The following is a 22273-nucleotide window of genomic DNA, read 5'->3' as shown; positions in this document are numbered from 1 at the left end:
TCCCTTGCGCGAATCTGAAGTGAGAGCGCACACACGCGGCACTTGTAAGGCCACTACGAGCACTGGTACTGCGCGTCAGGGCCGGAGCAGCACCTTGATCGCCCGCCGTTCGTGCATCGCCTTGTAGCCTTCGGCCACGTCGTCCAGCGGCATCTCGGCGTCGAAGACCAACCCCGGATTGATCGCTCCCGAGAGCACGTCCGCCATCAGTTCCGGCAGGTACTGGCGCGCCGGAGCGACGCCGCCGGCCAGCCCGATGTTGCGGCCGAACATCTTCCGGACCGGCACCTCGACCCCGTGCGGTACGCCGACGAACCCCACCGTCGCACCGGGCCGGGCCACGTCGAACGCGGTCTTGAACGACTGATCTGTGCCGACACACTCCAGTACGGCGTCCGCCCCGACCCCGTCGGTGAGCTCCAGCACGGCCGCCTTCGCCTCGTCGCCACGCTCCGCGATGAGGTGGGTCGCTCCGAACTCCCGGGCGATCTGCTGCCGCGAGGCATGCCGGGAAAGCGCGATCACCCGCTCGGCGCCCATCCGCGCCGCAGCCAGTACGCCGCACAGCCCGACCGCCCCGTCGCCGACCACCACGACCGTGTCACCGGCCTTGACCCGGGCCGACCGGGCGGCGTGCCAGCCCGTGCCCATCACATCGGACAACGTGAGCAGCGAGGGCACCAGCGCGTCGTCCGGTACGCCGGGAGTCGCCACCAGCGTGCCGTCGGCCCACGGAACCTTCGCGAACTCACCCTGCCCACCGTCGGCGTCCTTGCTGCCGATCCCGACGATGTTCTGGCAGACCGACTGCAGCCCCGCCAGACAGTTCGGACAGGTGCCGTCACTGGCCACGAACGGGGTGACAACGAAGTCACCCGGACGCACCGAACGCACCTCGGAACCGACCTCCTGGACGATCCCGACATACTCGTGCCCGATCCGGCTGCCCGGGGTGATCTTGTTCTCGCCACGGTAGGGCCACAGGTCGGACCCGCAGATGCAGCCGGCCACGATCTTGATCACCGCGTCCGTCGGCTTGGTGATCACCGGGTCCGGAACCTCGCTCAGCCGGACGTCGAACGGCGCATGAATCGTGGTAGCTCGCATGTCCTCACTTTAAGCACAGGACGCCGGGCAGATACTCAACCTCCGCCAACTGTCCTCGCCGTTCTGATTTCAGGCCGATTCGACAACCACCGCTCGATGGCGGCAAGCAAATGCGAGCCAGAGCGGTTCGACGCATCAGGCTGAGCACGCCGTCAGTGCAGTCATGGCAGCGGAACGAGCGACGACGGAGCTGGGGGGTGGGGAGCAGGCGGCGAAGGAGCTGGCGCGGGCGTCTGCAGTTAAAAGGCGGTGTAGCGACCTCGGCGGTGGATGAGGGTGGGGATCTCGTCTGCGGCCAGCTCGACCTGGACGATTTCCAGCTGGACCTGGAGCGCCCAGCCGACCTCCGGCGGGTCTGCCGAGACCAGCCGGCAGCCCGCCCACGTGCTCACTCCGACCGGGGCCGGCCCGAACTCCGTCTCGGTCCAGTCGATCATCCGGAACGGCCCGCCCGGCGCCGGCGCGACGTACCCGAAGGCGTCGGCGAGCTGCTGGTGCGGGCCACCGAGCAGGCTGACCACCGAGGTTCTTGCCTTTCGCAACGTTTCCCAGAGGTCCGAGTCCGGGTCGATCAGCCCGATCACGTAGCCGGGTTCGCCGTCGGCCACGAGCATCGACGAGACGGTCAGCCCGGCCCGCTTGCCCTCGTACTGCGTAGTCCACAGCCCGACCGGCGACGGCAACCGGCCGCGCAGCCGCCGTACCGGGCTCCGCTCCGACTCAGGTGGCAGGAACGGATGATCCCCGTGGATGGTCATGCCTCAACGCTACTCACCCGCACTCGGCCGGGCAGCGAGAAGGCGTCGATCGGCCGCGACAGCCCGCTGGAACCGCGCACCGACTCCACCTCGCCGTCAGGCCCGAAGGTGAAGCGGTAGGTCTCCCCGATGGCGCCGTAGCCGGACCCGCCGGTGACGCGCAGGTTGTCGCCCTCCGGCACGATCGTGGTCGGCTCCGCGGCCGGATCGGGCGAGCTCGGGTCGATCGCGTAGAGCCGCCCGCCGAGCTGGACGACGTCCATGACACCCCACAGGTTGGCGTAGCGACCGGTGAAGCGATCCAGCCCGGCCGCGTCCTCCCGTGGCTTCGACTCGGCCAGGTCGATCAGCTTGAACGCCGCCTCGGTCAACTGCCGCGCGGGACCGTCGATCGCGTTCGTCAGTACCGCCACCGCCAGCCGGCGCTCTGCGTCGACCATCGACAACGTGATGTGGCCCGGGTAGCCGCCGCTGTGGCCGAACAGCTCCCGCTCGCCGATCTTCGAGATCATCAGACCGAGCCCGTACTTCGGCCAGTCGTCCTCCGCCGTCTTCCACCACGGGTGCTGCATCTGCCGCTTGGACGCGTCGGTCAGCAGCCGGTCGTCACCGGGCAGATGCGCCGACCAGTAGCTCACGACGTCGCGCGCGGTGCCGAAGAACCCGGTCGCCGAAGCGAGAGCCCGGGTGTCGATGTGATCGATCGGCACTCGCTGATCGGCGTACGAGAGGGAGCTGTAGCCGACGGCGTACTCGTCGGCTCTGGCCGGGTCCAGCTCGGGTCCGAGCCCGGTCAGGCCGAGCTTGTCGACGATCGCGGTCCGCACGTAGTCGTTGTACGGCGTACCGGTGGCTGCCTCGACGATCAGCCCGAGCAGTCCGTAGCCGATGTTGGAGTACTTGAAACGCTCGTTGTCGGTCAGCACGGCCGACCCCGGGTCGCTGAGCACCCCCAGCAGCTGCTCACGATCCGGGAAAGCCGTCTCCAGCTGCCAGAAGTCGCCCGCGTCGCTGTCCCGAACGACGCCACCGGCGTGGCTGAGCAGATCGCGGACGGTGCGCTCGCCCAGCGGCGTACCGACGATCTCGGTCACATGCGTCGCGACCTTGTCGTCCAGCCGCACCTTGCCCTGCTCGGCCAGCTGCAGCACCGCGGTCGCGGTGAACGTCTTGGAGTGCGACGCGATCCGGAACAGGTGCTGCTCGGTCAGCGCGACCTCCTGCTCGACGTCGGCCCGCCCGTACGCCGCCGAGAACGCGACCGCGTCCTCGGCGAAGACGGCGGCCTGAACACCGGGGATCCGTTGGTAGCGCTGGTTGAAGGCCAGCCAGCGGTCGTAGTACGCGAATACTTCCTTCAGGTTCTCGGCGTCAGGCATGACGCCTAGACTGGATGACGCGGAAGCGACTCGCAACGTAGGCGCCATCGGTGTACGTGGCGTTGGCCGCCGGGTTGGCCCCGGTGCCGTGGAAGTCGCTGAACGCGGCCGACTGGTTGACGAACACCTGGCCGGTCAGGTTCTCCGACAGCGCGACGCCCACGTCGAGCGCGGCGTCGCGGACCTCGTCGAGGATCGTCTCGTCGGTCGAGTAGACGCCGGCGGTCATCGCGCCACCCTCCTGGACCGTCCGCCGGAACAGCTCGATCGACTCCGCCGTGCCGCTGGTGCGGACCAGGAAGGAGACCGGGCCGAAGCACTCCCGGCCGAAGACGTCCTCGTCCTTGGCGTCGACCGCGACCAGCAGCGGGGTCCGGACGACGGCGTCGGCGTACGCCGGGTGCTGGATCGCGCGCGACTCCAGCACCACCTCGCCGTACTCACCGGCCAGCTCGAGCCGGCTCACCACGGCCTGGTTCACGATGCCGCCGAGCAGTTCGACCGCCCGGGCGTCGTCGCCGAGCAGCTTGCCGATCGAGCGGGCCAGACCGGCGCCGACCTCGTCGAAGGACTTGTGCCCCTCATCGGTCTCGATCCCGTCGGCGGGGACGAACAGGTTCTGGGTGGTGGTGCACATTTGGCCGGAGTACAGCGAGAGGGTGAAGGCGAGGTTGTTGCAGAGCGCCTTGAACGAGTCGGTCGAGTCGACGATGACCGCGTTCACGCCGGCCTTCTCGGTGAACACCTCGGCCTGGGTGGCGTTCTGCTCCAGCCAGTCGCCGAACTCGGTGCCGCCGGTGAAGTCGATCACCTTGATCTCGGGGCGCAGCGCGAGCGGCTTGGCCAGACCGTCGCCAGGGTGCTCGGCGGCCAGGGTGACCAGGTTCGGGTCGAGGCCGGCCTCGGCGAGCACCTCGCGGGCCACCTCGACGGTGATCGCGAGCGGCAGCACGGCCAGCGGGTGCGGCTTGACGACGACCGCGTTGCCGGTGACCAGCGAGGCGAACAGGCCGGGCCAGGAGTTCCAGGTGGGGAAGGTGTTGCAGCCGATCACCAGCGCGACGCCCCGGCCGGTGACGGTGAAGTTCTTCTCCAGCCGGATCGGGTCGCCCTTGGCGGGCTTCTCCCAGATCGCGGTCGCCGGGTAGCGGTTCATCTCCTCGTACGAGTACGCGATCGCCTCCAGCGCGCGGTCGAGCGCATGCGCGCCACCGGCCTGGAACGCCATCACGAAGGCCTGGCCGCTGGTGTGCTGGACCGCGTTGGCCAGCTCGAAGACCCGCTTGTGCAGCCGGTCGAGGATCTCCAGCGTCACGCCGACGCGGCCGTCGACGCCGGCCTTGCGCCAGTCCTTCAGGCCGGCCTGCGCGGCACCGAGCAGCTCGTCGAGGCCGGACTCGGTGGTTCGCGGGTACTGGACGTCGAGCGCGACGCCGTACGGGGACTCCTCGGAGCTGACCGTGCCGGTGGCGCCGGGCGTCTCCAGCGGGTACGTCGTCCCGCGATGCGCCTCGAAAGCGGCCTTGCCGTCCTCGGCGGCGGTCTCGCCGTAGACCCGCGGGCTGGGCGACTCCGGGTAGGCGGAGTAGTAGCCGCGGCTGCGGATCGCGGTCAGCGCTCCGTCCAGCCGTTCGCGGTGGGCAGCCAGCCAGTCGGTCGTCATCTCCGGAGTCATGACTGTGATGTTACAGTCCATGACCAGAGCAGGGCTAGAGTGTCACAACATGGGCTGCGAACCAGCTGCACGCCGGCGTAGCTGTCAGTTGCCGGGCACCATCCTCGAGGAGGACTCATGACTCGCGTGGCCTATCTGGTGGACGGCGTCCGCACCCCCATCGGCCGGTACGGCGGCGCACTCGCCTCGGTCCGGCCGGACGACCTCGCGGCGCACGCCCTCACCGCTCTCCTCGCGCGGCACCCGGCCCTCGACCCGGCCACGGTCGACGACGTCTTCCTCGGCTGCGCCAACCAGGCCGGCGAGGACAACCGCAACGTCGCCCGGATGGCCGTGCTGCTGGCCGGCCTGCCGGACAGCGTGCCCGGCTCGACCATCAACCGGCTCTGCGGATCGGGACTGGACGCGATCGCCGCGGCCGCCCGGTCGATCGTTGCCGGTGACAACGAGATCGTGCTGGCCGGTGGCGTCGAGTCGATGTCGCGGGCGCCGTTCGTGATGCCCAAGGCAACGACAGCCTTCGCCAGGCAGGCAGAGATCTTCGACACCACGATCGGCTGGCGGTTCGTCAACCCGGTGCTGAAGCAGCAGTACGGGATCGACTCGATGCCGGAAACAGCCGAGAACGTCGCGGCCGACTTCTCCATCTCCCGCGAGGACCAGGACCTGTTCGCGTTCCACAGCCAGCAGCGCGCCGCGAAGGCTCAGGCGAACGGGCGGCTGGCCGAGGAGATCGTGCCGGTGCAGGTGCCGGGCAAGCGAGGCGCGGTGACGACGGTCGAGGTCGACGAGCACCCGCGCGAAACCTCACTGGAGGCCCTGGCCGGTTTGAAGACGCCGTTCCGGGACGGCGGCACGGTCACCGCCGGCAACGCGTCGGGAGTCAACGACGGCGCGGCAGCGTTGCTGGTGATGAGCGGCGAGGCGGTCGAGCGGCTCGGTGTCACTCCGCTGGCCCGGATCGTCGGGACCGCCGCGGCCGGCGTACCGCCGCGGATCATGGGCATCGGCCCGGTTCCGGCGACTCGCAAGGTGCTGGCTCGCGCCGGGGTCGACCTGTCCGAGCTGGGCGTGATCGAGCTCAACGAGGCGTTCGCGGCCCAGTCCCTCGCCGTACTGCGTGAGCTCGGCCTGCCCGACGACGCCGAGCACGTCAATCCGAACGGCGGCGCCATCGCCCTGGGTCACCCCCTGGGAATGTCCGGCGCCCGTCTCGCCCTCACCGCCGCCCTGGAGCTTCACCACCGCGACGCCGGGTATGCGCTCGCCACCATGTGCATCGGAGTTGGTCAGGGCATCGCGACCCTGCTGGCCCGCCCCTGAAAGGTCTCCGCATGACCGATCGTTTTCTTGGTGAAGCCTGCCCGCCGGAACTGCTGGACGACGGCGAGAAGCTGTCCGTCGACGAACTGAGGGCGCGGCAACTGGCCGGCCTGCGGAAGACCGTGCGGGCGGCGTACGAGAAGGTGCCGCACTATCGCGCCGCGCTGGACGGCGTCGGCTTCACACCCGGCGACCTGCAGGACTTCTCCGATCTCAGCCGGCTGCCTTTCACCGGCAAACAGGACCTGCGCGACAACTACCCCTTCGGCATGTTCGCCGTACCGCGTGAGCAGGTGGTGCGGGTGCACGCCTCCTCCGGTACGACGGGCCGGCCGACCGTCGTCGGCTACACCCGCGACGACATCGACACCTGGTCGAACCTGATCGCCCGCTCGATCCGTGCCGCCGGCGGGCGGGCAGGGGATGTCTGTCATGTCGCCTACGGGTACGGGCTGTTCACCGGTGGGCTGGGGGCGCACTACGGCGCCGAGCGGCTGGGGTGCACCGTCGTACCGGTCTCCGGCGGGATGACCGAGCGGCAGGTCGACCTGATCCGCGACTTCGGCGCCCGGATCATCATGGTGACGCCGTCGTACTTCCTCTCCGTCCTCGACGAAATGGTTGCCCGAGGCATGGATCCGCGGGAGACCTCGTTGCGGATCGGGATCTTCGGCGCCGAGCCGTGGACCGAGCAGATGCGCGCCGAGGTGGAGAGCCGGACCGGGATGCACGCGGTCGACATCTACGGCCTGTCGGAGGTGATGGGCCCGGGCGTCGCGCAGGAGTGCGTGGAGACCAAGGACGGCCTGCACGTCTGGGAGGACCACTTCTACCCCGAGATCATCGACCCGGTCACCGGCGAGGTGCTCCCGGACGGCGAGATCGGCGAGCTGGTCTTCACCACGCTGACCAAACAGGCCTTCCCCGTACTGCGCTACCGCACCCGCGACCTGACCCGCCTGCTGCCCGGCACCGCCCGCCCCGGGATGCGGCGGATGGAGAAGATCACCGGCCGGACCGACGACATGATGATCGTCCGCGGCGTCAACGTCTTCCCGACCCAGATCGAGGAACAGCTCCTGCTGGTCGAGGGCCTCACCCCGCACTACCTCTGCATCCTCACCCGCCCGCACCGGATGGACGAGCTGACCGTCCAGGTCGAGGCGGCCCCCGACCTGCCCACGACCTCCTACGCAACCGCAGCCTCGACCCTCTCCCGCCGCGTCAAGGACCGAGTAGGCGTCACAGCCGCCGTACAGGTCGTCCCTCCCCACGCCCTGGAGCGCTCGCTGGGCAAAGCCAAACGCATCCGCGACGACCGCACCCCCTGACCCCACCGCCCAAACTCCCGGACTTACCCCCGCGAGCGGCGGGTTACCCCAGGTTCGAACAGGGGGTAACCCTCCGGGCCCGGGGGTAGGTCTCAGGGGATGAGGAGCTTCGGGAGGGTGCGTTCGACGCCGTCGCGGAGGTCGGTCAGGGCGTTGGGGCGGCCGGAGAGGTGGCGGAGGAGGGCCTGCTGGAAGAGGCCGTCGAAGTGGGCGTAGGCGGTGGAGGGTGAGACGGTGATCGGGGTGCCGCTCAGTTCGCCGTAGGTGGAGACGATCCGCCAGATCATCGTCTCCAGGGTCTGGTCGATCTCCAGCACGTCCGCGCGGAACGACTCCTCGAACAGCGCCTGGTTGCGCAGGTCGTACCAGAGGCGGTGCATCGAGCCGTCCTCGTCGCAGGTGGTCACCAGCGCCTGGGCGAAGTCGGCCTGCAACTGCGCGGCCGAAGTCGCCGTCGCCACGATCTGGTCGTAGCGGGTGACGCACTCGGCCTTGTAGAGCTTCACGCAGTACGTGATCAGCTCGACCTTGTCGCGGAAGTAGTAGTGCAGGACGCCGTGCGAGAAGTCGGAGTTCTGGGCGATCTCGCGCAGGCTCGTGCGGGCATAGCCGAGCTCGGACAGGGTGCGCAGCGCGGAGGTGGCGAGCTGGGCGCGGCGCTCAGCGAACTTGTCCACCTGGCGGCGCGAGATCCGGTCCGTCACCTCGGTCACGGCTGCCTCCTGGGAGTCATCTCCCGAAAGTTTAACCCGCGCCGCAGATTTTCTTGACAGTTGTCCAAGAAAGTCTTGACGACCGTCCAGTTTGTGGCAACGCTGTGCTCATCGCCCGGTCACCGAACCTCACCGGAGATCGGGCGGTCAATCAGCCCGAGTACCGCGGCGAAGGGGAGAACGTATGAGCGTGTACGACCTGACCGGACGAAAAGCCCTGGTGACCGGAGGTGCTCAGGGTCTCGGCGCCGGAATGGCGCAGGCCCTCGCCGCGGCCGGTGCCTCGGTGGTCATCGCCGACATCGCCGAGGACCTCGGCAAGGCCACCGCCGACGCGCTCCGCGACACCGGCGCGACCGCCGCCTTCGTGCCGCTCGACGTGACCGACGACGCGAACTGGGCGGCGGCGATCGACGCCACCATCACCGAGCTCGGCGGCCTGGACATCCTGGTCAACAACGCCGGGGTCGAGCTGTCCGGCCTGGTGGTCGACCTCGATCCGGCCGACGTGCGCAGGATGCTGGAGATCAACGTCCTCGGTACCGCGCTGGGCGTGAAGCACGCGTTCCGGGCGATGCGGCCGGAGGGACCCGCCGGGACCGGTGGCTCGGTGGTCAACATCTCCAGTGTCGCGGCGACGATCCCCTTCCCCGGCATCGCGGGCTACTCCGCGACCAAGTCCGCGGTCGACCGGCTGACCCGGGTGGCGGCGATGGAGGCAGGCAAGCTCGGCTACGGCGTACGGGTGAACTGTGTGTACCCCGGCCTGGTGCCGACCGAGATGGGCATGAAGCTCGCGGCCGACATGGTCACCCTCGGGCTCTGGCCGTCCGCCGAAGCGGCGGTCGGGGACGTGATCGGCCTCACCCCGCTCGGCCGCCTCGGCGAGGTCTCCGACATGGCCGACGCGGTCGTCTTCCTGGCCTCGGACGCGGCCCGGTTCATCACCGGCGCGGGTCTGCCGGTCGACGGCGGAATGGGGATGTGAGATGACCAAACCAGTCGTCGTGTACGGCGCCTCCGGCTACACCGGCCGGCTCGTCTGCGAGTACCTGCGGGAGTTCAACGTCCCGTTCATCGCGGCCGGCCGGGACAAGAAGCGGATCCAGGAGGTGCTCGACAAGGTCCCCGGCATCGAGACCGTCGACCACGAGGTGGTCGAGGTCGAGCACGAGGTGAGTGCGCTGACCGACCTCTTCCGCGGCGCGAAGGTGGTCAGCAACATGGTCGGCCCGTTCGTGAAGTACGGGCCCGAGGTGGTCGAGGCCAGCCTCGCGGCCGGCTGCCACTACCTGGACACCACCGGTGAACAGGACTGGCTGCTGGACGCGCAGACCGGGTGGAGCGACAAGTTCACCGCCGAAGGACTGCTGCTGGCGCCCGGTGTCGCGCAGATGTACACCACCGGCGAGATCGCCGCGAACATCTGCCTGGAGACCCCTGGCCTCGACACCCTCGACATCCTGGTGCTGTGGAAGGGCTTCCCGACCTACGCGTCGACGCAGACCATCTTCACCATCCTGAAGGCCGACTGGCACTACCTGGAGCAGAACGAGCTGGTGAAGTGGGATCCGCTCACCACCACCGAGGTGAACGTCCCCGGTCAGCACGCGACGGCGCTGGCGCTGCCGTGGGGTGGCACCAGCCACCCCGTCTGGTTCAGGAACGACCCGCGGGTGGCCAACGTGAAGGTGGCCGGCGGCGTCTTCGACCGGGCCGTGATGCAGGGTGTGGTCGAGGCCGTGAAGATGGTCGAGTCGCAGATCAAGACGCTGCCGGCCGAGCAGCAGGACGCGGCCCTGGCCGAGGTGGCCGCCTCGGTGCAGGCGAGTATGCCGCCCCGCGAGAACCCGCGGATCAACACCTCGATCGACTCCGTGCACGCCTCGGGCCCGCTCGGCCGCGCGCACTGCGTCATCCACGGCAACAGCAACTACAAGCAGACCGGCGTCCTGCAGGCGTACGCCGCGTACTCGCTGCTGCAGCAACCGCCGCGCCGCGCCGGACTGGCCTCGGCCTGTCAGGCCTTCGGCCACCGCGAACTGCTCGGCGTACTGCGGAGCTTCGGGCTGGTCCTCGAGCCCGTGGTGACCGTTCACCACTGAGACCAGGTGCGGGGGCGCCACACATCACCCCCTGAGGGTTCCCCCGCACCTGTACCACCTGGAGTCCGCGTGAGGCTGTACGACTATCTCGACAAGGGCGCATCGCTCGGCGCCGCCGCACCCTGCCTCACCATGGCCGGTACGTCGCTGAACTACGGGGAGGTGCAGCAGCTGTCGTGGCAGGTCGGCCGCGCTCTGCACCGGTCGGCGATCCTGCCGGGCGACAAGGTGGCCATCCTGTCCGCGAACAACCCGATCTCGTTCGCCTGCGTCTTCGGGATCGCCCGGGCCGGGGCCGTCTGGTGCCCGGTGAACCCGCGCAACGAGGCGGCCGAGAACCGTGACCTGCTGGACGCCTTCGACTGCTCGGCGCTGATCTTCCAGCGCGCGTTCCTGCCGCTGGTGGAGAAGATTCTGCCCGAGCTGCCCAAGCTGACCACGGTGATCTGCCTCGAAGAGTCGTTGCCTGGGGCAATCGGCCTGGAGGAGTGGCTGGCCGGCGTACCGGCTGAGCCCTGGTCGCTGGAACCGCTGGACGACACCGCCCTGCTGGTCGGCACCGGCGGGACGACCGGGCGGCCGAAGGGGGTGATGCTGACCGAGCGGAACCTCGAGACGATGTCGGCGATCACCCTGATGAGCTACCCGTTCGACGGGCGGCCGGTGTACCTCGCGCTGGCGCCGCTGACGCACGCGGCCGGAGTGCTGTGCTTTCCGGTCCTGACGCTCGGCGGCGAGATCGTGATCATGCCGGCCCCCGACCTGGACGAGTTCCTCCGGCTGGTCGAGCGGCATCGGGTCACGCACACGTTCCTGCCACCGACGCTGGTCTACATGCTGCTGGCGCATCCCTCCTTGTCCAGCACGGATCTCGGGTCACTGCAGTGTTTCTGGTACGGCGCCGCGCCGATGTCGGCGGCCCGGCTGGCCGAGGCGCTGACCCGGATCGGCCCGGTGATGGCGCAGCTCTTCGGTCAGAGCGAAGCACCGATGATGATCTCCACGATGGCTCCGGCCGACCACTTCCGTCCCGACGGGAGTCCCGCGGTCGAGCGGTTCGCCTCGGCCGGGCGGCCGTCGCCGCTGACCCAGGTGGCGATCATGGCCGACGACGGGCGGTTGCTGGGAACCGGGGAACGCGGCGAGATCGTGGTCCGGGGCTCGCTGGTGATGGCCGGCTACTACCGCAACGGCGCCGCGACCGCCGCCGCGTCGCAGTACGGCTGGCATCACACCGGGGACATCGGGTTCCTGGACGAAGACAACTACCTCTACATAGTGGATCGGGCGAAAGACATGATCATCACGGGCGGATTCAACGTCTACTCGGCCGAGGTCGAGCAGGCGCTGATGACGTATCCGGCGATCCGCGACTGCGCGGTCGTCGGCCTTCCCGACGAGAAGTGGGGCGAGCGGGTCACCGCCGTCCTGCAACTCCACCCCGGTCTGACGGTGACCGAGTCGGAGGTCCGCAACTACGTGAAGAGCAAGCTCGGCAGCGTCAAGGCACCCAAGCAGGTGATCGTCTGGCCGGACCTGCCCCGGTCGAAGGTCGGCAAGGTGCTGAAGACGGAGGTCAAGGCGCGGCTGTTAAACGAGTAGGCGCCCTGTCGGCTGACGGCTAGTCTGCGCCAGATGACTCCTGTACCCCGTCCGCCGCTCACCTCTGACGAGCGGACCCAGCTGGTCGGCTGGCTCGACGTCCAGCGGTCCATCGTCCGGATGAAGTGCGAAGGCCTGTCGGACGACGAGGCTCATCGCCAGGTGCTGCCGAACTCACCGCTGATGACGATGGCCGGCGTCGTCGCCCACCTGCGCTGGGTCGAGTACTCGTGGTTCCACCTCAACCTGGCCGGCGTTCCCGACACCGGTCAGACCCCGTGGACCGAGGACGGCCACGAGGACGCCGAGATGTTCGTCGACGACGTGCCGATCGCCCAGCTCCTCGACGAGTACGCCGCCGAGTGCGCCCGCTCGAACGAGATCGTCGCCGGGCGCTCCCTCGACGACGTGGAGCAGGCGGTGGTCCGTGACTCCGGCCGTGCCTCCACCCGCTACATCCTCTGCCACATGATCGAGGAGACGGCCCGTCACGCGGGCCATCTCGACATCATCCGGGAACTGCTCGACGGCCACCGCAGCTACAACGAGTAGTCAGCTCTGCAGCCACTCGCCGAAGGCCTGCGGCTGCCGGGTGCAGAGGTAGGTGGCCCAGTGCAGGGTCACCGGCGTACCGGTCGCGTCGCGGGTGATGCGAAGGAGTTCACCCGTTTCGCGACCGGACACCGTGCGGTACACGTCTTCGGAGACCTTCTCGAAGACGGCCGGCGGCTTCCAGTCGGGAGCACCTTGCGGGACGGCCCGCAGGGTGCCTTCGCGGACGGAGAAGGTGAACGGGCTGCCCTCGGAGAACCAGGTGCCGACGACACCGGTCAGCTCGTCGGGGACCGTGGTGCCGGGGGTCCAGGCGGTGGGCTTCTCGGGATCGTCGGTGAGGACCTTGAGCAGCAGGTCGGTGGCCAGGGCGGCCGGGTCGGGCGCCGACGTGGTGTTCATCAGCGCGATGCCGGCCGTGCCGGACGAACGGTGCACGAAGGTGCCGGTGATGTGTCCCGGCATCCCGCCGGTGTGGCCGACGGTGACGCGGTCGCCGAGCCGGAGCAGCATGAAGCCGAGCCCGAAGCCGAGGATCCAGCGCTCGTCCGCCATGATCTGCGGCGCGCACATCTCGTCCACGGTGTCCTTGGACAGCACCTCGTCCACCGGGTCGGCGATGAACATCGCCCACTTGGCCAGGTCGCCCGCCGTACTGGCCAGCCCGCCGCACGCGTTCATCGCGCCGAGGTCGAGCACCGGCTCCTTGACCGGTACGTCGGTGAACGGCGGCACGTAGTACCCCTGAGCCGCCGGACCACCGTCGAAGCCGACCGACGTCCGCTCCATCCCCAGCGGTCGCAGGATGCGCGCCTGGATCGACTCGTACCAGCTGCGCCCGTCGAGCCGCTCGATCACCTCGCCGAGCACCGAGTAGACCAGGTTCGAGTAGTGGAACCGGTGATGCGGTTTGCCCACCCGCTCGGCCGCGTTCCAGCCCGGCAGCAGCTCGTCACGGTCGGGGAACGCCATCTTGTCCCAGACGTCGCCGACCGGTTCGCGCTGCATGCCACTGACGTGACTCAGCATCTGCCGGACGGTGATCCCGCCGTGTTCGGTCTCCGGCAGCAGCGCGTCGACGTGGTCGTCCAGGCTGAGCTTGCCCTCGTCGCGCAGCGCCATGATCGCCACCGCGGTGAAGGTCTTGCTGTGCGAGGCGATCAGGTACTGCGTGTCGGCGGTCGGCGCACCGGATTCGCCCGCGCCGGCCGGCTGGTCCAGATCGGCCGAGCCGACCCCTTCGGACCAGGCCAGCGCACCGTTGCGGGCGACGGCTCCGACGAGGCCGGGAACGCGGCCCTTGGCCTGGCGTTCGGCGACGATCCGGCTGAGGGCGGACTGGGTCTGAGCGGGGATCTCGGTCACCGGTCGAACACTAAGGCATCTCCGGCGCGTTGTGAGGCTCTCGTCAGGACGAACGACAGGGTGCAGACAGGTGGATATGGGAGGCTGGGCGGGTGCGCATAGCGGTGCTCGGTCCTCTCGCGATGTGGGCGGCCGACGGATCTCCGCTGGACGTCCGCGGCGTCCGGCTGCGCGGGCTGCTGGCCAGACTGGCGCTGAGCGCCGGCCGCCCGGTCGGGGTCGACACCTTGGTCGACGGCCTCTGGGGCACCGAGGCGCCCAGCGCCAACGCCCTGCAGTCCCTCGTCTCCCGGCTGCGCGCGAGCCTGCCAGCGACCGAGTCGAGCATCTCGGTCCAGTCCGGTCCGGCCGGCTACACGCTGACCATCTCGCCCGAGTCCGTCGACGCCCTGCAGTTCGAAGATCTCGTACGCCGGGGCCGCGAACTGCTCAGTACCGACCCCGGCCAGGCCAGAGCACTGCTCGCCCAGGCCGAGCGGCTCTGGCGCGGGGACGCCCTCGCCGATCTACGCGAGCTCCCGTTCGCCGCGATCGAGGCCGACCGGCTGGCCGAGCTGAAACTCGGCGCCTCGGAGGATCTCGCCGAGCTGGCCGTGGCCGGCGGCAACGCCCGCGAGCTGACGCCGGAACTCGAGCACCTGAGCGTCACCCATCCGCTTCGCGAACGGATCCACGAACTCCTGATCAGAGCCCTGTACGCCGACGGCCGCCAAGCCGAGGCGCTCGCGGCGTACGAACGGGTCCGGAGCAGTCTCGCCGAGGAGCTGGGGGCCGATCCCGGTGCCCGACTCCGCGAACTCCACGTCGCCGTACTGCGCGGTAACGTGATCGACCCGGTCGCCACCACTGCCGTCGTACCGGCTGCTCGGGACACCCCGCCGCGGAACAACCTCCGGGCGTCGATGACCAGTTTCGTCGGCCGAGCCGACGACGTCGCCGAGCTGGCGCGCCTGCTCGGCAACGGCACCCGCCTCGTGACCATGGTCGGGCCAGGCGGCGCCGGCAAGACCCGGCTCGCCACCGAGACCGCCCGATCGCTGACCGCGCAGACCAGTGACGGCATCTGGCTGGTCGAGCTGGCCCCGCTCGCCGACGCGGCCGACGTGGCGCCGTCGATCCTCAGCACTCTCGGCGCCAGCGAGTACGTCGACAACCTGCAGGTGGGGCTAGCCCCGAAACACTTCCCGACCAGTCGTGCCGCCACCCAGCGACTCGTCGAGGTGATCGCCGATCGACAGGTGCTGCTGGTCCTCGACAACTGTGAGCACCTCATCCAGGAGGTCGCCGACCTGGTCGACTCACTGCTCGCGTCCTGCCCCCGCCTGCGGGTGCTGACGACCAGCCGCGAGCCGCTCAGCATCCCCGGCGAGCACCTGCACCAGGTCGGACCGCTCGAACTGCCGCCGCTCGACAGCGCCGACGACGCCTATCCGTCGATCCAGCTCTTCGTCGACCGGGCCCGGGCGGTCCGGCCCGACTTCGCGGTCACCGGCACCAACCGGCAGTCGATCGCCGAGATCTGCCGCCGGCTGGACGGTATGCCGCTTGCGATCGAGCTAGCCGCGGCCCGGTTGCGCGCGCTCACCCCACCGCAGATCGTCGAGCGGCTCAACGACCGGTTCCGCCTGCTGACCAGCGGATCGCGGACCGCGCTTCCCCGGCACCAGACTCTGCGCGCCGTGGTGGAGTGGAGTTGGGACCTGCTCGACCCTGACGAGCAGACAGTCGCCCGTCGGCTTTCCCTCTTCTCCGGCGGCGCGACGCTCGAGGCCGCGGAGCAGGTCTGCAGCGGGCCAGGCCTGCCACCGGAAGCCATCCTCGGAGTACTGGCGTCCCTGGTCGACAAGTCGCTGATCGAGGCCGCCGCGGACGACCGGTCAGTGCGCTACCGGATGCTCGAAACGGTCAAGGCGTACGGCGCCGAGCAACTCGCGACCTCCGGCGAGTCGGGCCACATCCGCGCGGCGCACACGCGGTACTTCAGCGAACTGTTGCGGCAGGCAAGACCCGAGCTGCACACCGACGATCAGTTGCAGTGGATCGCCCGGCTGGATGCCGACAACGAGAATCTGCTGGACGCGCTGCGTACCGCGGTCGACGCGGGCGACTCGCAACTGGCGCTGGGACTCGTCGCGGTGCTGGGCGAGTACTGGAACATGCGTGGCCGCCCGGCCGAAGCGATCACCTGGTTCGAGGCGACACTGGCCCTCGACGGCCCGAGTGATCCGTTGCTGCGGGCGACCACTCTGATGATGTACTCGATCGGCACGCTGTCGAACGGTGAGGACCCGTCGTCGCAGTTCGGTGGGGCGATCCGTGGTCTGGCCGAGGTGCGCTGGCTGAGTCGCCGGTACCGGGTGGTCGCCGAATCCGGCATCGGCCATTTCACCAACGCTGTCTGGGCCACGGTCCGGCGGGACAAGGCGACCTGCTTCGGCGAACTCGAGGCGGCTTCCCGGCACGAGGACCCGTGGACGCGGAGCATGGCGGTGATGCTGACCGCGATGTTCCGCGAGAACGACGGCGAGGTCGAGCAGATGGCGGTCGACCTGAGTACCGCGCTCGCCGGGTTCCGGGCCCTCGGCGATCGTTGGGGTACGTCGCTGGCACTGCGCAGCCTGTCCAGTTATCAGGCCGGCCAGGGCGATCACCAGGGCGCGCTCGCTTCGCTCACCGAGGCACTGCGGCTGGTCGCCGAGCTGGGCACCACCGAGGGCGTCGCCCAACTGCTTGCCCAGAGCGCGCTCAGCCGGGCCGAGCTGGGCGACTACGACGGCGCCGGCGCGGAGCTGACTCGCTCGCTGCAGCTGGCAGAGGAGCACGGAAGCCCTGGCGGGCAAGGGATTGCGTTGATCGGCTTCAGCATCCTGGCCCGGCGGCAGGGCCGGCTGGACGAGGCCAAAGAGCTTGCCGAGCGCGCCTATTCGATGCTCGACCTGGTGGCCGAGCGGATCGCTCCGCACGGGCAGGCGATGGTGCTCGCGCAGCTCGCCCGGGTGGCCGTCGCGCACGGCGAGCTGACCGAGGCTCGCGACTTCGGCAAGCAGGCGATCGAGCTCGCGCTCAACACCGACGACATGCCCCTTACCTCCGGCATCGTGGAGGCCGGCGCCGAGGTCGACCTGCTGGCTCGTGAGTACGAGACCGCCGCCCGCACGCTCGGGATCGCCGCCGCGATGCGCGGGATGAGAACGATCCCGGACTCCGAGGTACGCCGTACCGTCGACCGGCTGCGGGCAGAGCTCGGCGACGCGCCTTACGAGGCGGCGTACGACGGCGGTGCCCGGTTGGGACGCGAGGACGCGAAGAGCGAACTACGTAAGCGGTTCGGCCTCTCCGGGCCGGCCGAACCGGCCGGCTTCCTCGGCGGCCGGACCGGGTCAGTTCAGCATGAGTGAGACGGCCAGCTCGCGCAACGCGGTCTGGACCTGCCCCTCCGGTGGTCGTGGATCGGCCAGCATCCAGTCGTAGACGACGGTGTTGACGGCGCCGATGAAGCACAGCCCGACGAAGCGAAAATCCTTCTGTGCAAGCTCGTTGCGGGCCGCCGCCGCCTCGCCGACGCCGACCACGCTCGCGATCAGCAACTCACGGAAGGCCATCCGCTGCTCCTCCACCGCCGGGCTCGCGCCGACCACCTCGACGAACGAGAGACGGGCCCGGCGAGGATCGGTCATCACCGTGTGCAGATAGCCGTCGACGGCCGCCACGATCCGCTCCCGGACCGGCGCGCCGGTGGTCGCCGCGAGCGCCTCACCGGTACTACGGACCGCCAGCTCGATCACCTGGGCATGCACGGCGAGCAGCACGGCTTCCTTGTTCTGGAACTCGTGGTAGAAGTGCCGGGTCGACACTTTCGCCTGTGCACACAGCCGTTCCACCGAGGTCGCCGGGTAGCCCTCGGTCCCGAACAACTCCAGCGCGGCATCCAGCAGGCGCTCCCGTCGCGCCGCCTTCCACTCCTCGACGGAGCGTCCGGAATAACGGCGTGCGGAGGGTTCGCTCATTGCACCTCTTGTCGATACCCCGTGCGTGAACTCTCTCCATCTTAGTCAGATCGGTTCTGCATTACTCCCCAGTTTCTGAGTGAAAAGGTTGTTTTTCGTTTATTTCTTGACGTTTCGCTAGAGTCTGTTGATTTCATGCGGCACGGAAAGGCTCCGGCTGCGCACCGTTGGGGTGCGCGGCCGGAGCCGAGAGTGGGTGCGTCAGGTGCGTTGGCGGTAGGCGCGGATCGCCAGTGGGGCGAAGACCGCGACCAGGCCGACCATCCACGCCAGCGTGATCAGCAGTGGCTTCTGCACCTCGCCGCCGAGCATCAGGCCGCGCATGGTGTCGACCAGGTAGGTGAGCGGGTTCATCTTGGTCCACGCCTGCAGGAAGCCCGGCAGGGTGTCGGTCTGGACGAAGATGTTGCTGCCGAAGGTCAGCGGGAACATCACCAGGAAGGCGATCCCCTGGACGCCCTGCGCGGTCTTCAGTTTCAGGCCGAGCCAGACCCAGATCCAGCACAGCGAGAGGGCGAAGAGCAGCACGATCAGGCAGGCGAGCAGGCCGTTGCCGACGCCGTTCTCGAACCGGAAGCCGAGCAGGAAGCCGGCGGTCATCAGGATCACGACCGAGGTCAGGTAGCGCACGGCGTCCCCGAGGACGGCACCGATCAACGGCGCCACCCGGGCGATCGGCAGGCTGCGGAACCGGTCGAAGACGCCCTTGGCGAAGTCGTCGTTCAGGCTGACGCCGGTGCCCAGCGTCGAGAACACCACCGACTGCACCAGCACGCCCGGCAGCAGGTAGGGCAGGTAGTCGTGCCAGGTGCCGCCACCGGCGATGGCGCCGCCGAAGACGAACAGGAACAGCAGCAGGAAGATGATCGGCTGGAACGTCACGTCGGCCAGTGCTTCGGGGTTCTGCCGGATCCGGACGATGTTGCGCCAGGCAAGCGTCAGACTCTGCTCCAGCCAGGCGAACGGCCGGCTGCGGTGAGCGGCGTGCGCCGCCGGGGTCTCCAGGGTCGCGGTGCTCATCGGCTCGCTCCTTCCAGTACGGCGGTGTCCTGTACTTCGGTGGCGTGCCCGGTCAGCGCGAGGAAGACCTCGTCCAGGCTCGGCAGCCGCAGCGCCAGTTCGGTGACCGCGATCCCGGCCTCGTCGAGACGGCGGACCACCACCGGCATCGACGTACCGTCCGAGACCGGCACGCTCACCAGCGCGTTGACGACGTCGACCGTCGGCCGGGTGCCGACCGCTTCGGAGACGATCGCCGCGACCCGCTCGAGATGCCCCGGCTCAGCAGGCCGGACGTCGAGCGACTGCTTGCCGGCCTGCGCCTTGAGCTCGGCGGGCCGTCCTTGGGCGACCACCTTGCCGTGGTCGAAGACCAGCAGCGAGTCGGCCAGTGCGTCGGCTTCTTCCAGGTACTGCGTGGTGAGCAGCACCGTCGTACCGTCGAGCACCAGAGTCCGGATCGTGTCCCAGACGCCGTTGCGGGCGTGCGGGTCGAGACCGGTGGTCGGCTCGTCCAGGTACAGGACGCTCGGCTTGCCGACCAGGCTCGCGGCCAGGTCGAGGCGCCGGCGCATTCCACCGGAGTACGTCTTGGCGATCCGGTCCCCCGCGCCGGACAGCTCGAAGCGCTGTAGCAGTTCGCCGGCCCGCGACCTGGCCTCGGCCCGGGGCAGCCCGAGCAGCCGGCCGATCATCACCAGGTTGCGGCGCCCGGACATGTCCTCGTCGACCGAGGCGTACTGCCCGGTCAGCCCGATGATCTCGCGGACTCGCGGTGCCTCCCGGACGACGTCGTACCCGCCGACGGTGGCATGCCCGGCGTCCGGCCGGAGCAGCGTGCCGAGGATCCGCACCGCGGTGGTCTTGCCGGCGCCGTTCGGCCCGAGCACGCCGAGGACGGTGCCGGTCGGTACGGCCAGGTCCACGCCGTCCAGCGCGGTGGTACTGCCATATCTCTTGACCAGACCCTCGGCCGAGATGGCGAGCTGGTTCGTGGTGGACATCGGTTCCTCCCAGTTGGCGGTTGAGGGTGTCTGGGAGTTCCGCGCCGTAGCGAGCATGTGCTCGGTGCGGCGAGGTACCGTGCCGAGTGCAGCGCAGTAGGCGCGGAGCTCCTAGACACCCTCCTACTGGGACTACCGTGCGCTTGCCCGCTGGCAGGCGCCTGGTACCGGGCTGAGAGCCGGTGCCAGGCGCGGTGCCAGCGCTCGCCTCAGCTCTGTTTCGCGAACTCCCCGGTGTCGGCCTTGAGCGGCACGATCTGGTTCGCCCGGAGAGCTTCGTAGATCTCCGGGTTGTACCGCGCCAGCGTGGCGCGCGCCCGGCGGCGGTAGCGGAGGATCTGAACCGTGCCGATCGTCCACAGCACGTACTGGAAGGCCAGCGCCGTCTTGAAGTCGCCCAGCGTCTGCGGGGCGCCGCCGGACGAGGCGTCCAGCAGGATCCCGACCATCCCGATGCAGATCAGCATCGCGATGAAGCCACCGGTGTTGACCATTCCGTTGGCCGCGCCGAACCGCGTCGTCGGGTTGAACGTCCGGGCGTAGTCCAGCCCCAGCATCGACCCGGGACCACCGGCCGCCTGGACGACGATCAGCAGGAGCAGCACCGGCATCGGTGCCCGGCCCGGCCACGCCAGCACGACGGTCCACATCAGCACGGAGCCGCCGATCACGGCGAGCACGATCCACGAGCGGTAGAACGGAAACTTCGCGGCGTACCGGCCGACGAGCGGGCCGTAGCAGAAGCCGGCCAGGACCGGCAGGATCAGCATCGCCGCGGCCGTGGTCGGCGCCACGCCCTGCCCTTGAACCAGGAACGGGAAGCCCCAGAGCAGTCCGAACGTGCCACCCGAGAAGCTGGTGGTGAAGTGCGTCCAGAGGCCGAGACGGGTGCCCGGCTCCTTCCAGGCGCGGCGCAGGTTGCGGCGTACCAGGGAGAGCGGCTGCTTGGCGCGGTGCGGCGATACGTCGTACGGGCTGTCCTTGAGCAGGAGCAGGACGGCAAGTCCTGCCACCAGGCTGAGTACGCTCGCCGCGGCGAAAGTGGGGGTCCAGCCGAACGCGTGGAACGCGGCCGCCATCGGCACCGTCGACACGATCGCGCCGAGTCCGCCCAGCATGCCGGTCACCTGCGACATCACGGGCTGCCGGAGCGCGGGGAACCAGGACATCACGACGCGCAGCACGCTGATGAAGACCAGCGCGTCACCGACGCCGAGCACCGCCCGCGCGGCCAGGGCCGCCGGATAGGAGTCGACCAGGCTGAAGGCCGCCTGGGCGACGAACAGCAGCCCCGAGGCCGCGATCAGCAGCCGCTTCGAGCCGTACCGGTCCAGCAGGATGCCGACCGGCACCTGCATCGCGGCGTACACGGTCAGCTGGACCACGGTGAAGCTGGCCAGCGCGGACGCCGAGATCTCGAACCGCTCGGCGGCCTGCAGGCCGGCGACGCTCATCGAGCCGCGGTGCAGCACGGTCACCAGGTAGGTGAAGACAGCAACGGCCCACACCGCCCAGGCTCGCCGACCGCCCAGGGGGAAGAGGAGTTCGGTCACTGCCAGCCCCGCAGATCCGTCGCGGCGACGTGGATGTGGTCGATGACGAGCTCGCGGAAGCGCTTGGCGCTGTTGCCGCCGAGCGCGTCGATCATCTCCTGGTGGGCGGCGATGGACCGGTCCATCCGGGCCGGTTGCATCTCGATCCCGGGAACGCCCATCCGGACCTGGCGATCACGCAGGCTGTTGTAGAGCTTGGCCAGGATCTCGTTGCCCGCAGCGCCGACGATCGCCTCGTGGAAGACCCGGTCGGCCACCAGGAAGCTCTTCGCGTCACCGGCCCTGCGGTGGTCGCGCATCTCCTGGACCAGCGGCACCAGCTTCTCGGCCAGCTGTTTGCGGCGCGGCCAGACCTTCGCCGCGGCGTGCGTCTCGATCAGCTCGCGCGCCTCCAGGACATCGTTCACCTCCTGCGCCAGCACGGGCAGGACGAGCGCGCCCTTCTTCGGGTACAGCTTCACCAGGCCGGACTCCTCCAGCCGGAGCAGCGCCTCCCGAACCGGAGTACGGGAGACTCCGACCGCGGCCGCCAGCTCCCCCTCGGTCAGCAGCTCGTTGCCGGGGTAGACCCGGTCGAGGATGGCTGCTTTCACATACGCGTACACGCGCTCCGCCGCGGGGATTTTCTCCACCCCCGGCGCCGCGTCCGCGACTATTCGCGCGATCTCCGTCGTCTCGTCACCCAGTACTAACCCACTCGCCGGTTCTTCACCGGCCGCCCCGCTCCCCACAACACCCCTCACGTCACGTATCTCTGTTGTATCTATCCTACACGCAACCGACCGAACGGTCTTTTTCTT

General features: G+C 69.3%; 18 protein-coding genes. 7 read left to right on the top strand and 11 right to left on the bottom strand.

Annotated elements, in window-relative coordinates; all coding sequences use genetic code 11:
- Positions 1 to 75 precede the first annotated feature (75 nt).
- The 4 genes from OX958_RS02815 to paaN form a co-directional block, all read right to left on the bottom strand.
- Positions 76 to 1107 carry a zinc-dependent alcohol dehydrogenase family protein gene (locus OX958_RS02815; RefSeq protein ID WP_270135514.1) on the bottom strand — a complete coding sequence of 344 codons (1032 nt, stop codon included), beginning with the start codon at positions 1105 to 1107 and terminating at the stop codon, positions 76 to 78.
- Between the two features lie 239 nt (positions 1108 to 1346).
- Positions 1347 to 1865: a flavin reductase family protein gene (locus tag OX958_RS02810; RefSeq protein WP_270135513.1), complete on the bottom strand. Its 519-nt coding sequence runs from the start codon at positions 1863 to 1865 to the stop codon at positions 1347 to 1349.
- Positions 1862 to 3244: a serine hydrolase domain-containing protein gene (locus tag OX958_RS02805; protein ID WP_270135512.1), complete on the bottom strand. Its 1383-nt coding sequence runs from the start codon at positions 3242 to 3244 to the stop codon at positions 1862 to 1864. Before OX958_RS02805 ends, OX958_RS02810 begins: the two co-directional genes overlap by 4 nt.
- Complete coding sequence (gene paaN, locus OX958_RS02800; protein ID WP_270135511.1) at positions 3237 to 4919, bottom strand: phenylacetic acid degradation protein PaaN; 1683 nt, start codon at positions 4917 to 4919, stop codon at positions 3237 to 3239. Before paaN ends, OX958_RS02805 begins: the two co-directional genes overlap by 8 nt.
- Before the next feature lie 117 nt (positions 4920 to 5036).
- Between paaN and pcaF the strand changes: the two genes are divergently transcribed.
- Both pcaF and paaK read left to right on the top strand, forming a co-directional pair.
- Entirely contained in the window at positions 5037 to 6242 is a 1206-nt protein-coding gene (gene pcaF, locus OX958_RS02795; protein ID WP_270135510.1) for a 3-oxoadipyl-CoA thiolase, read from the top strand.
- An 11-nt stretch (positions 6243 to 6253) separates the two neighbouring features.
- Positions 6254 to 7573 carry a phenylacetate--CoA ligase PaaK gene (gene paaK, locus OX958_RS02790; protein WP_270135509.1) on the top strand — a complete coding sequence of 440 codons (1320 nt, stop codon included), beginning with the start codon at positions 6254 to 6256 and terminating at the stop codon, positions 7571 to 7573.
- 92 nt (positions 7574 to 7665) lie between these two features.
- Here paaK and OX958_RS02785 read toward each other — a convergent pair whose 3' ends face one another.
- Positions 7666 to 8286, bottom strand: a complete 621-nt coding sequence (locus OX958_RS02785; RefSeq protein ID WP_270135508.1) for a TetR/AcrR family transcriptional regulator — start codon at positions 8284 to 8286, stop codon at positions 7666 to 7668.
- A gap of 184 nt (positions 8287 to 8470) precedes the next feature.
- Here OX958_RS02785 and OX958_RS02780 point away from each other — a divergent pair, with 184 nt between their 5' ends.
- The 4 genes from OX958_RS02780 to OX958_RS02765 all read left to right on the top strand — a co-directional run bounded on the left by OX958_RS02780 (position 8471) and on the right by OX958_RS02765 (position 12545).
- On the top strand, positions 8471 to 9274 hold the full coding sequence (locus OX958_RS02780; protein WP_270135507.1) for an SDR family NAD(P)-dependent oxidoreductase: 804 nt from the start codon (positions 8471 to 8473) through the stop codon (positions 9272 to 9274).
- Between the two features lies 1 nt (position 9275).
- A complete protein-coding gene (locus OX958_RS02775; protein WP_270135506.1) occupies positions 9276 to 10391 on the top strand; it encodes a DUF5938 domain-containing protein in 1116 nt (371 codons plus the stop codon).
- A 69-nt stretch (positions 10392 to 10460) separates the two neighbouring features.
- Positions 10461 to 11993 carry an AMP-binding protein gene (locus OX958_RS02770; RefSeq protein WP_270135504.1) on the top strand — a complete coding sequence of 511 codons (1533 nt, stop codon included), beginning with the start codon at positions 10461 to 10463 and terminating at the stop codon, positions 11991 to 11993.
- Between the two features lie 33 nt (positions 11994 to 12026).
- Complete coding sequence (locus OX958_RS02765; RefSeq protein ID WP_270135503.1) at positions 12027 to 12545, top strand: DinB family protein; 519 nt, start codon at positions 12027 to 12029, stop codon at positions 12543 to 12545.
- On the opposite strand, the gene OX958_RS02760 is transcribed toward OX958_RS02765, so the two are convergent.
- Complete coding sequence (locus OX958_RS02760; RefSeq protein ID WP_270135502.1) at positions 12546 to 13910, bottom strand: serine hydrolase domain-containing protein; 1365 nt, start codon at positions 13908 to 13910, stop codon at positions 12546 to 12548.
- Positions 13911 to 14002: 92 nt separating this feature from the next.
- Here OX958_RS02760 and OX958_RS02755 point away from each other — a divergent pair, with 92 nt between their 5' ends.
- A complete protein-coding gene (locus OX958_RS02755) occupies positions 14003 to 17308 on the top strand; it encodes an ATP-binding protein (RefSeq protein ID WP_270135501.1) in 3306 nt (1101 codons plus the stop codon).
- Here OX958_RS02755 and OX958_RS02750 read toward each other — a convergent pair.
- From OX958_RS02750 to OX958_RS02730, 5 genes are all read right to left on the bottom strand, one after another.
- Positions 17291 to 17917 carry a TetR/AcrR family transcriptional regulator gene (locus OX958_RS02750; RefSeq protein ID WP_270135500.1) on the bottom strand — a complete coding sequence of 209 codons (627 nt, stop codon included), beginning with the start codon at positions 17915 to 17917 and terminating at the stop codon, positions 17291 to 17293. The genes OX958_RS02755 and OX958_RS02750 overlap by 18 nt on opposite strands.
- 201 nt (positions 17918 to 18118) lie before the next feature.
- On the bottom strand, positions 18119 to 18937 hold the full coding sequence (locus OX958_RS02745; protein ID WP_270135499.1) for an ABC transporter permease: 819 nt from the start codon (positions 18935 to 18937) through the stop codon (positions 18119 to 18121).
- Positions 18934 to 19920 carry an ATP-binding cassette domain-containing protein gene (locus OX958_RS02740; protein ID WP_270135497.1) on the bottom strand — a complete coding sequence of 329 codons (987 nt, stop codon included), beginning with the start codon at positions 19918 to 19920 and terminating at the stop codon, positions 18934 to 18936. The genes OX958_RS02745 and OX958_RS02740 overlap by 4 nt, the downstream gene beginning before the upstream one ends.
- Positions 19921 to 20129: 209 nt before the next feature.
- The gene (locus OX958_RS02735; protein ID WP_270135496.1) at positions 20130 to 21473 is read right to left on the bottom strand and encodes an MFS transporter; all 1344 of its coding nucleotides are present in this window, start codon (positions 21471 to 21473) and stop codon (positions 20130 to 20132) included.
- Entirely contained in the window at positions 21470 to 22216 is a 747-nt protein-coding gene (locus tag OX958_RS02730) for a GntR family transcriptional regulator (RefSeq protein ID WP_270135495.1), read from the bottom strand. The genes OX958_RS02735 and OX958_RS02730 overlap by 4 nt, the downstream gene beginning before the upstream one ends.
- Between the last annotated feature and the right edge of the window lie 57 nt (positions 22217 to 22273).

The organism is Kribbella sp. CA-293567 (genome assembly GCF_027627575.1).
GTDB lineage: Bacteria > Actinomycetota > Actinomycetes > Propionibacteriales > Kribbellaceae > Kribbella.
Note: the sequence above shows the minus strand (reverse complement) of the source record. Positions and strands in the feature narration are given on the sequence as shown.

What these genes read in the sequence shown, in the direction of transcription:
- OX958_RS02805 (WP_270135512.1), bottom strand. Translation starts at nt 3,244, where the DNA reads ATGCCTGACGCCGAGAACCTGAAGGAAGTATTCGCGTACTACGACCGC.
- OX958_RS02815 (WP_270135514.1), bottom strand. Translation starts at nt 1,107, where the DNA reads ATGCGAGCTACCACGATTCATGCGCCGTTCGACGTCCGGCTGAGCGAG.
- OX958_RS02810 (WP_270135513.1), bottom strand. Translation starts at nt 1,865, where the DNA reads ATGACCATCCACGGGGATCATCCGTTCCTGCCACCTGAGTCGGAGCGG.
- OX958_RS02740 (WP_270135497.1), bottom strand. Translation starts at nt 19,920, where the DNA reads ATGTCCACCACGAACCAGCTCGCCATCTCGGCCGAGGGTCTGGTCAAG.
- OX958_RS02750 (WP_270135500.1), bottom strand. Translation starts at nt 17,917, where the DNA reads ATGAGCGAACCCTCCGCACGCCGTTATTCCGGACGCTCCGTCGAGGAG.
- OX958_RS02775 (WP_270135506.1), top strand. Translation starts at nt 9,276, where the DNA reads ATGACCAAACCAGTCGTCGTGTACGGCGCCTCCGGCTACACCGGCCGG.
- OX958_RS02765 (WP_270135503.1), top strand. Translation starts at nt 12,027, where the DNA reads ATGACTCCTGTACCCCGTCCGCCGCTCACCTCTGACGAGCGGACCCAG.
- OX958_RS02780 (WP_270135507.1), top strand. Translation starts at nt 8,471, where the DNA reads ATGAGCGTGTACGACCTGACCGGACGAAAAGCCCTGGTGACCGGAGGT.
- OX958_RS02745 (WP_270135499.1), bottom strand. Translation starts at nt 18,937, where the DNA reads ATGAGCACCGCGACCCTGGAGACCCCGGCGGCGCACGCCGCTCACCGC.
- paaK (WP_270135509.1), top strand. Translation starts at nt 6,254, where the DNA reads ATGACCGATCGTTTTCTTGGTGAAGCCTGCCCGCCGGAACTGCTGGAC.
- pcaF (WP_270135510.1), top strand. Translation starts at nt 5,037, where the DNA reads ATGACTCGCGTGGCCTATCTGGTGGACGGCGTCCGCACCCCCATCGGC.
- paaN (WP_270135511.1), bottom strand. Translation starts at nt 4,919, where the DNA reads ATGACTCCGGAGATGACGACCGACTGGCTGGCTGCCCACCGCGAACGG.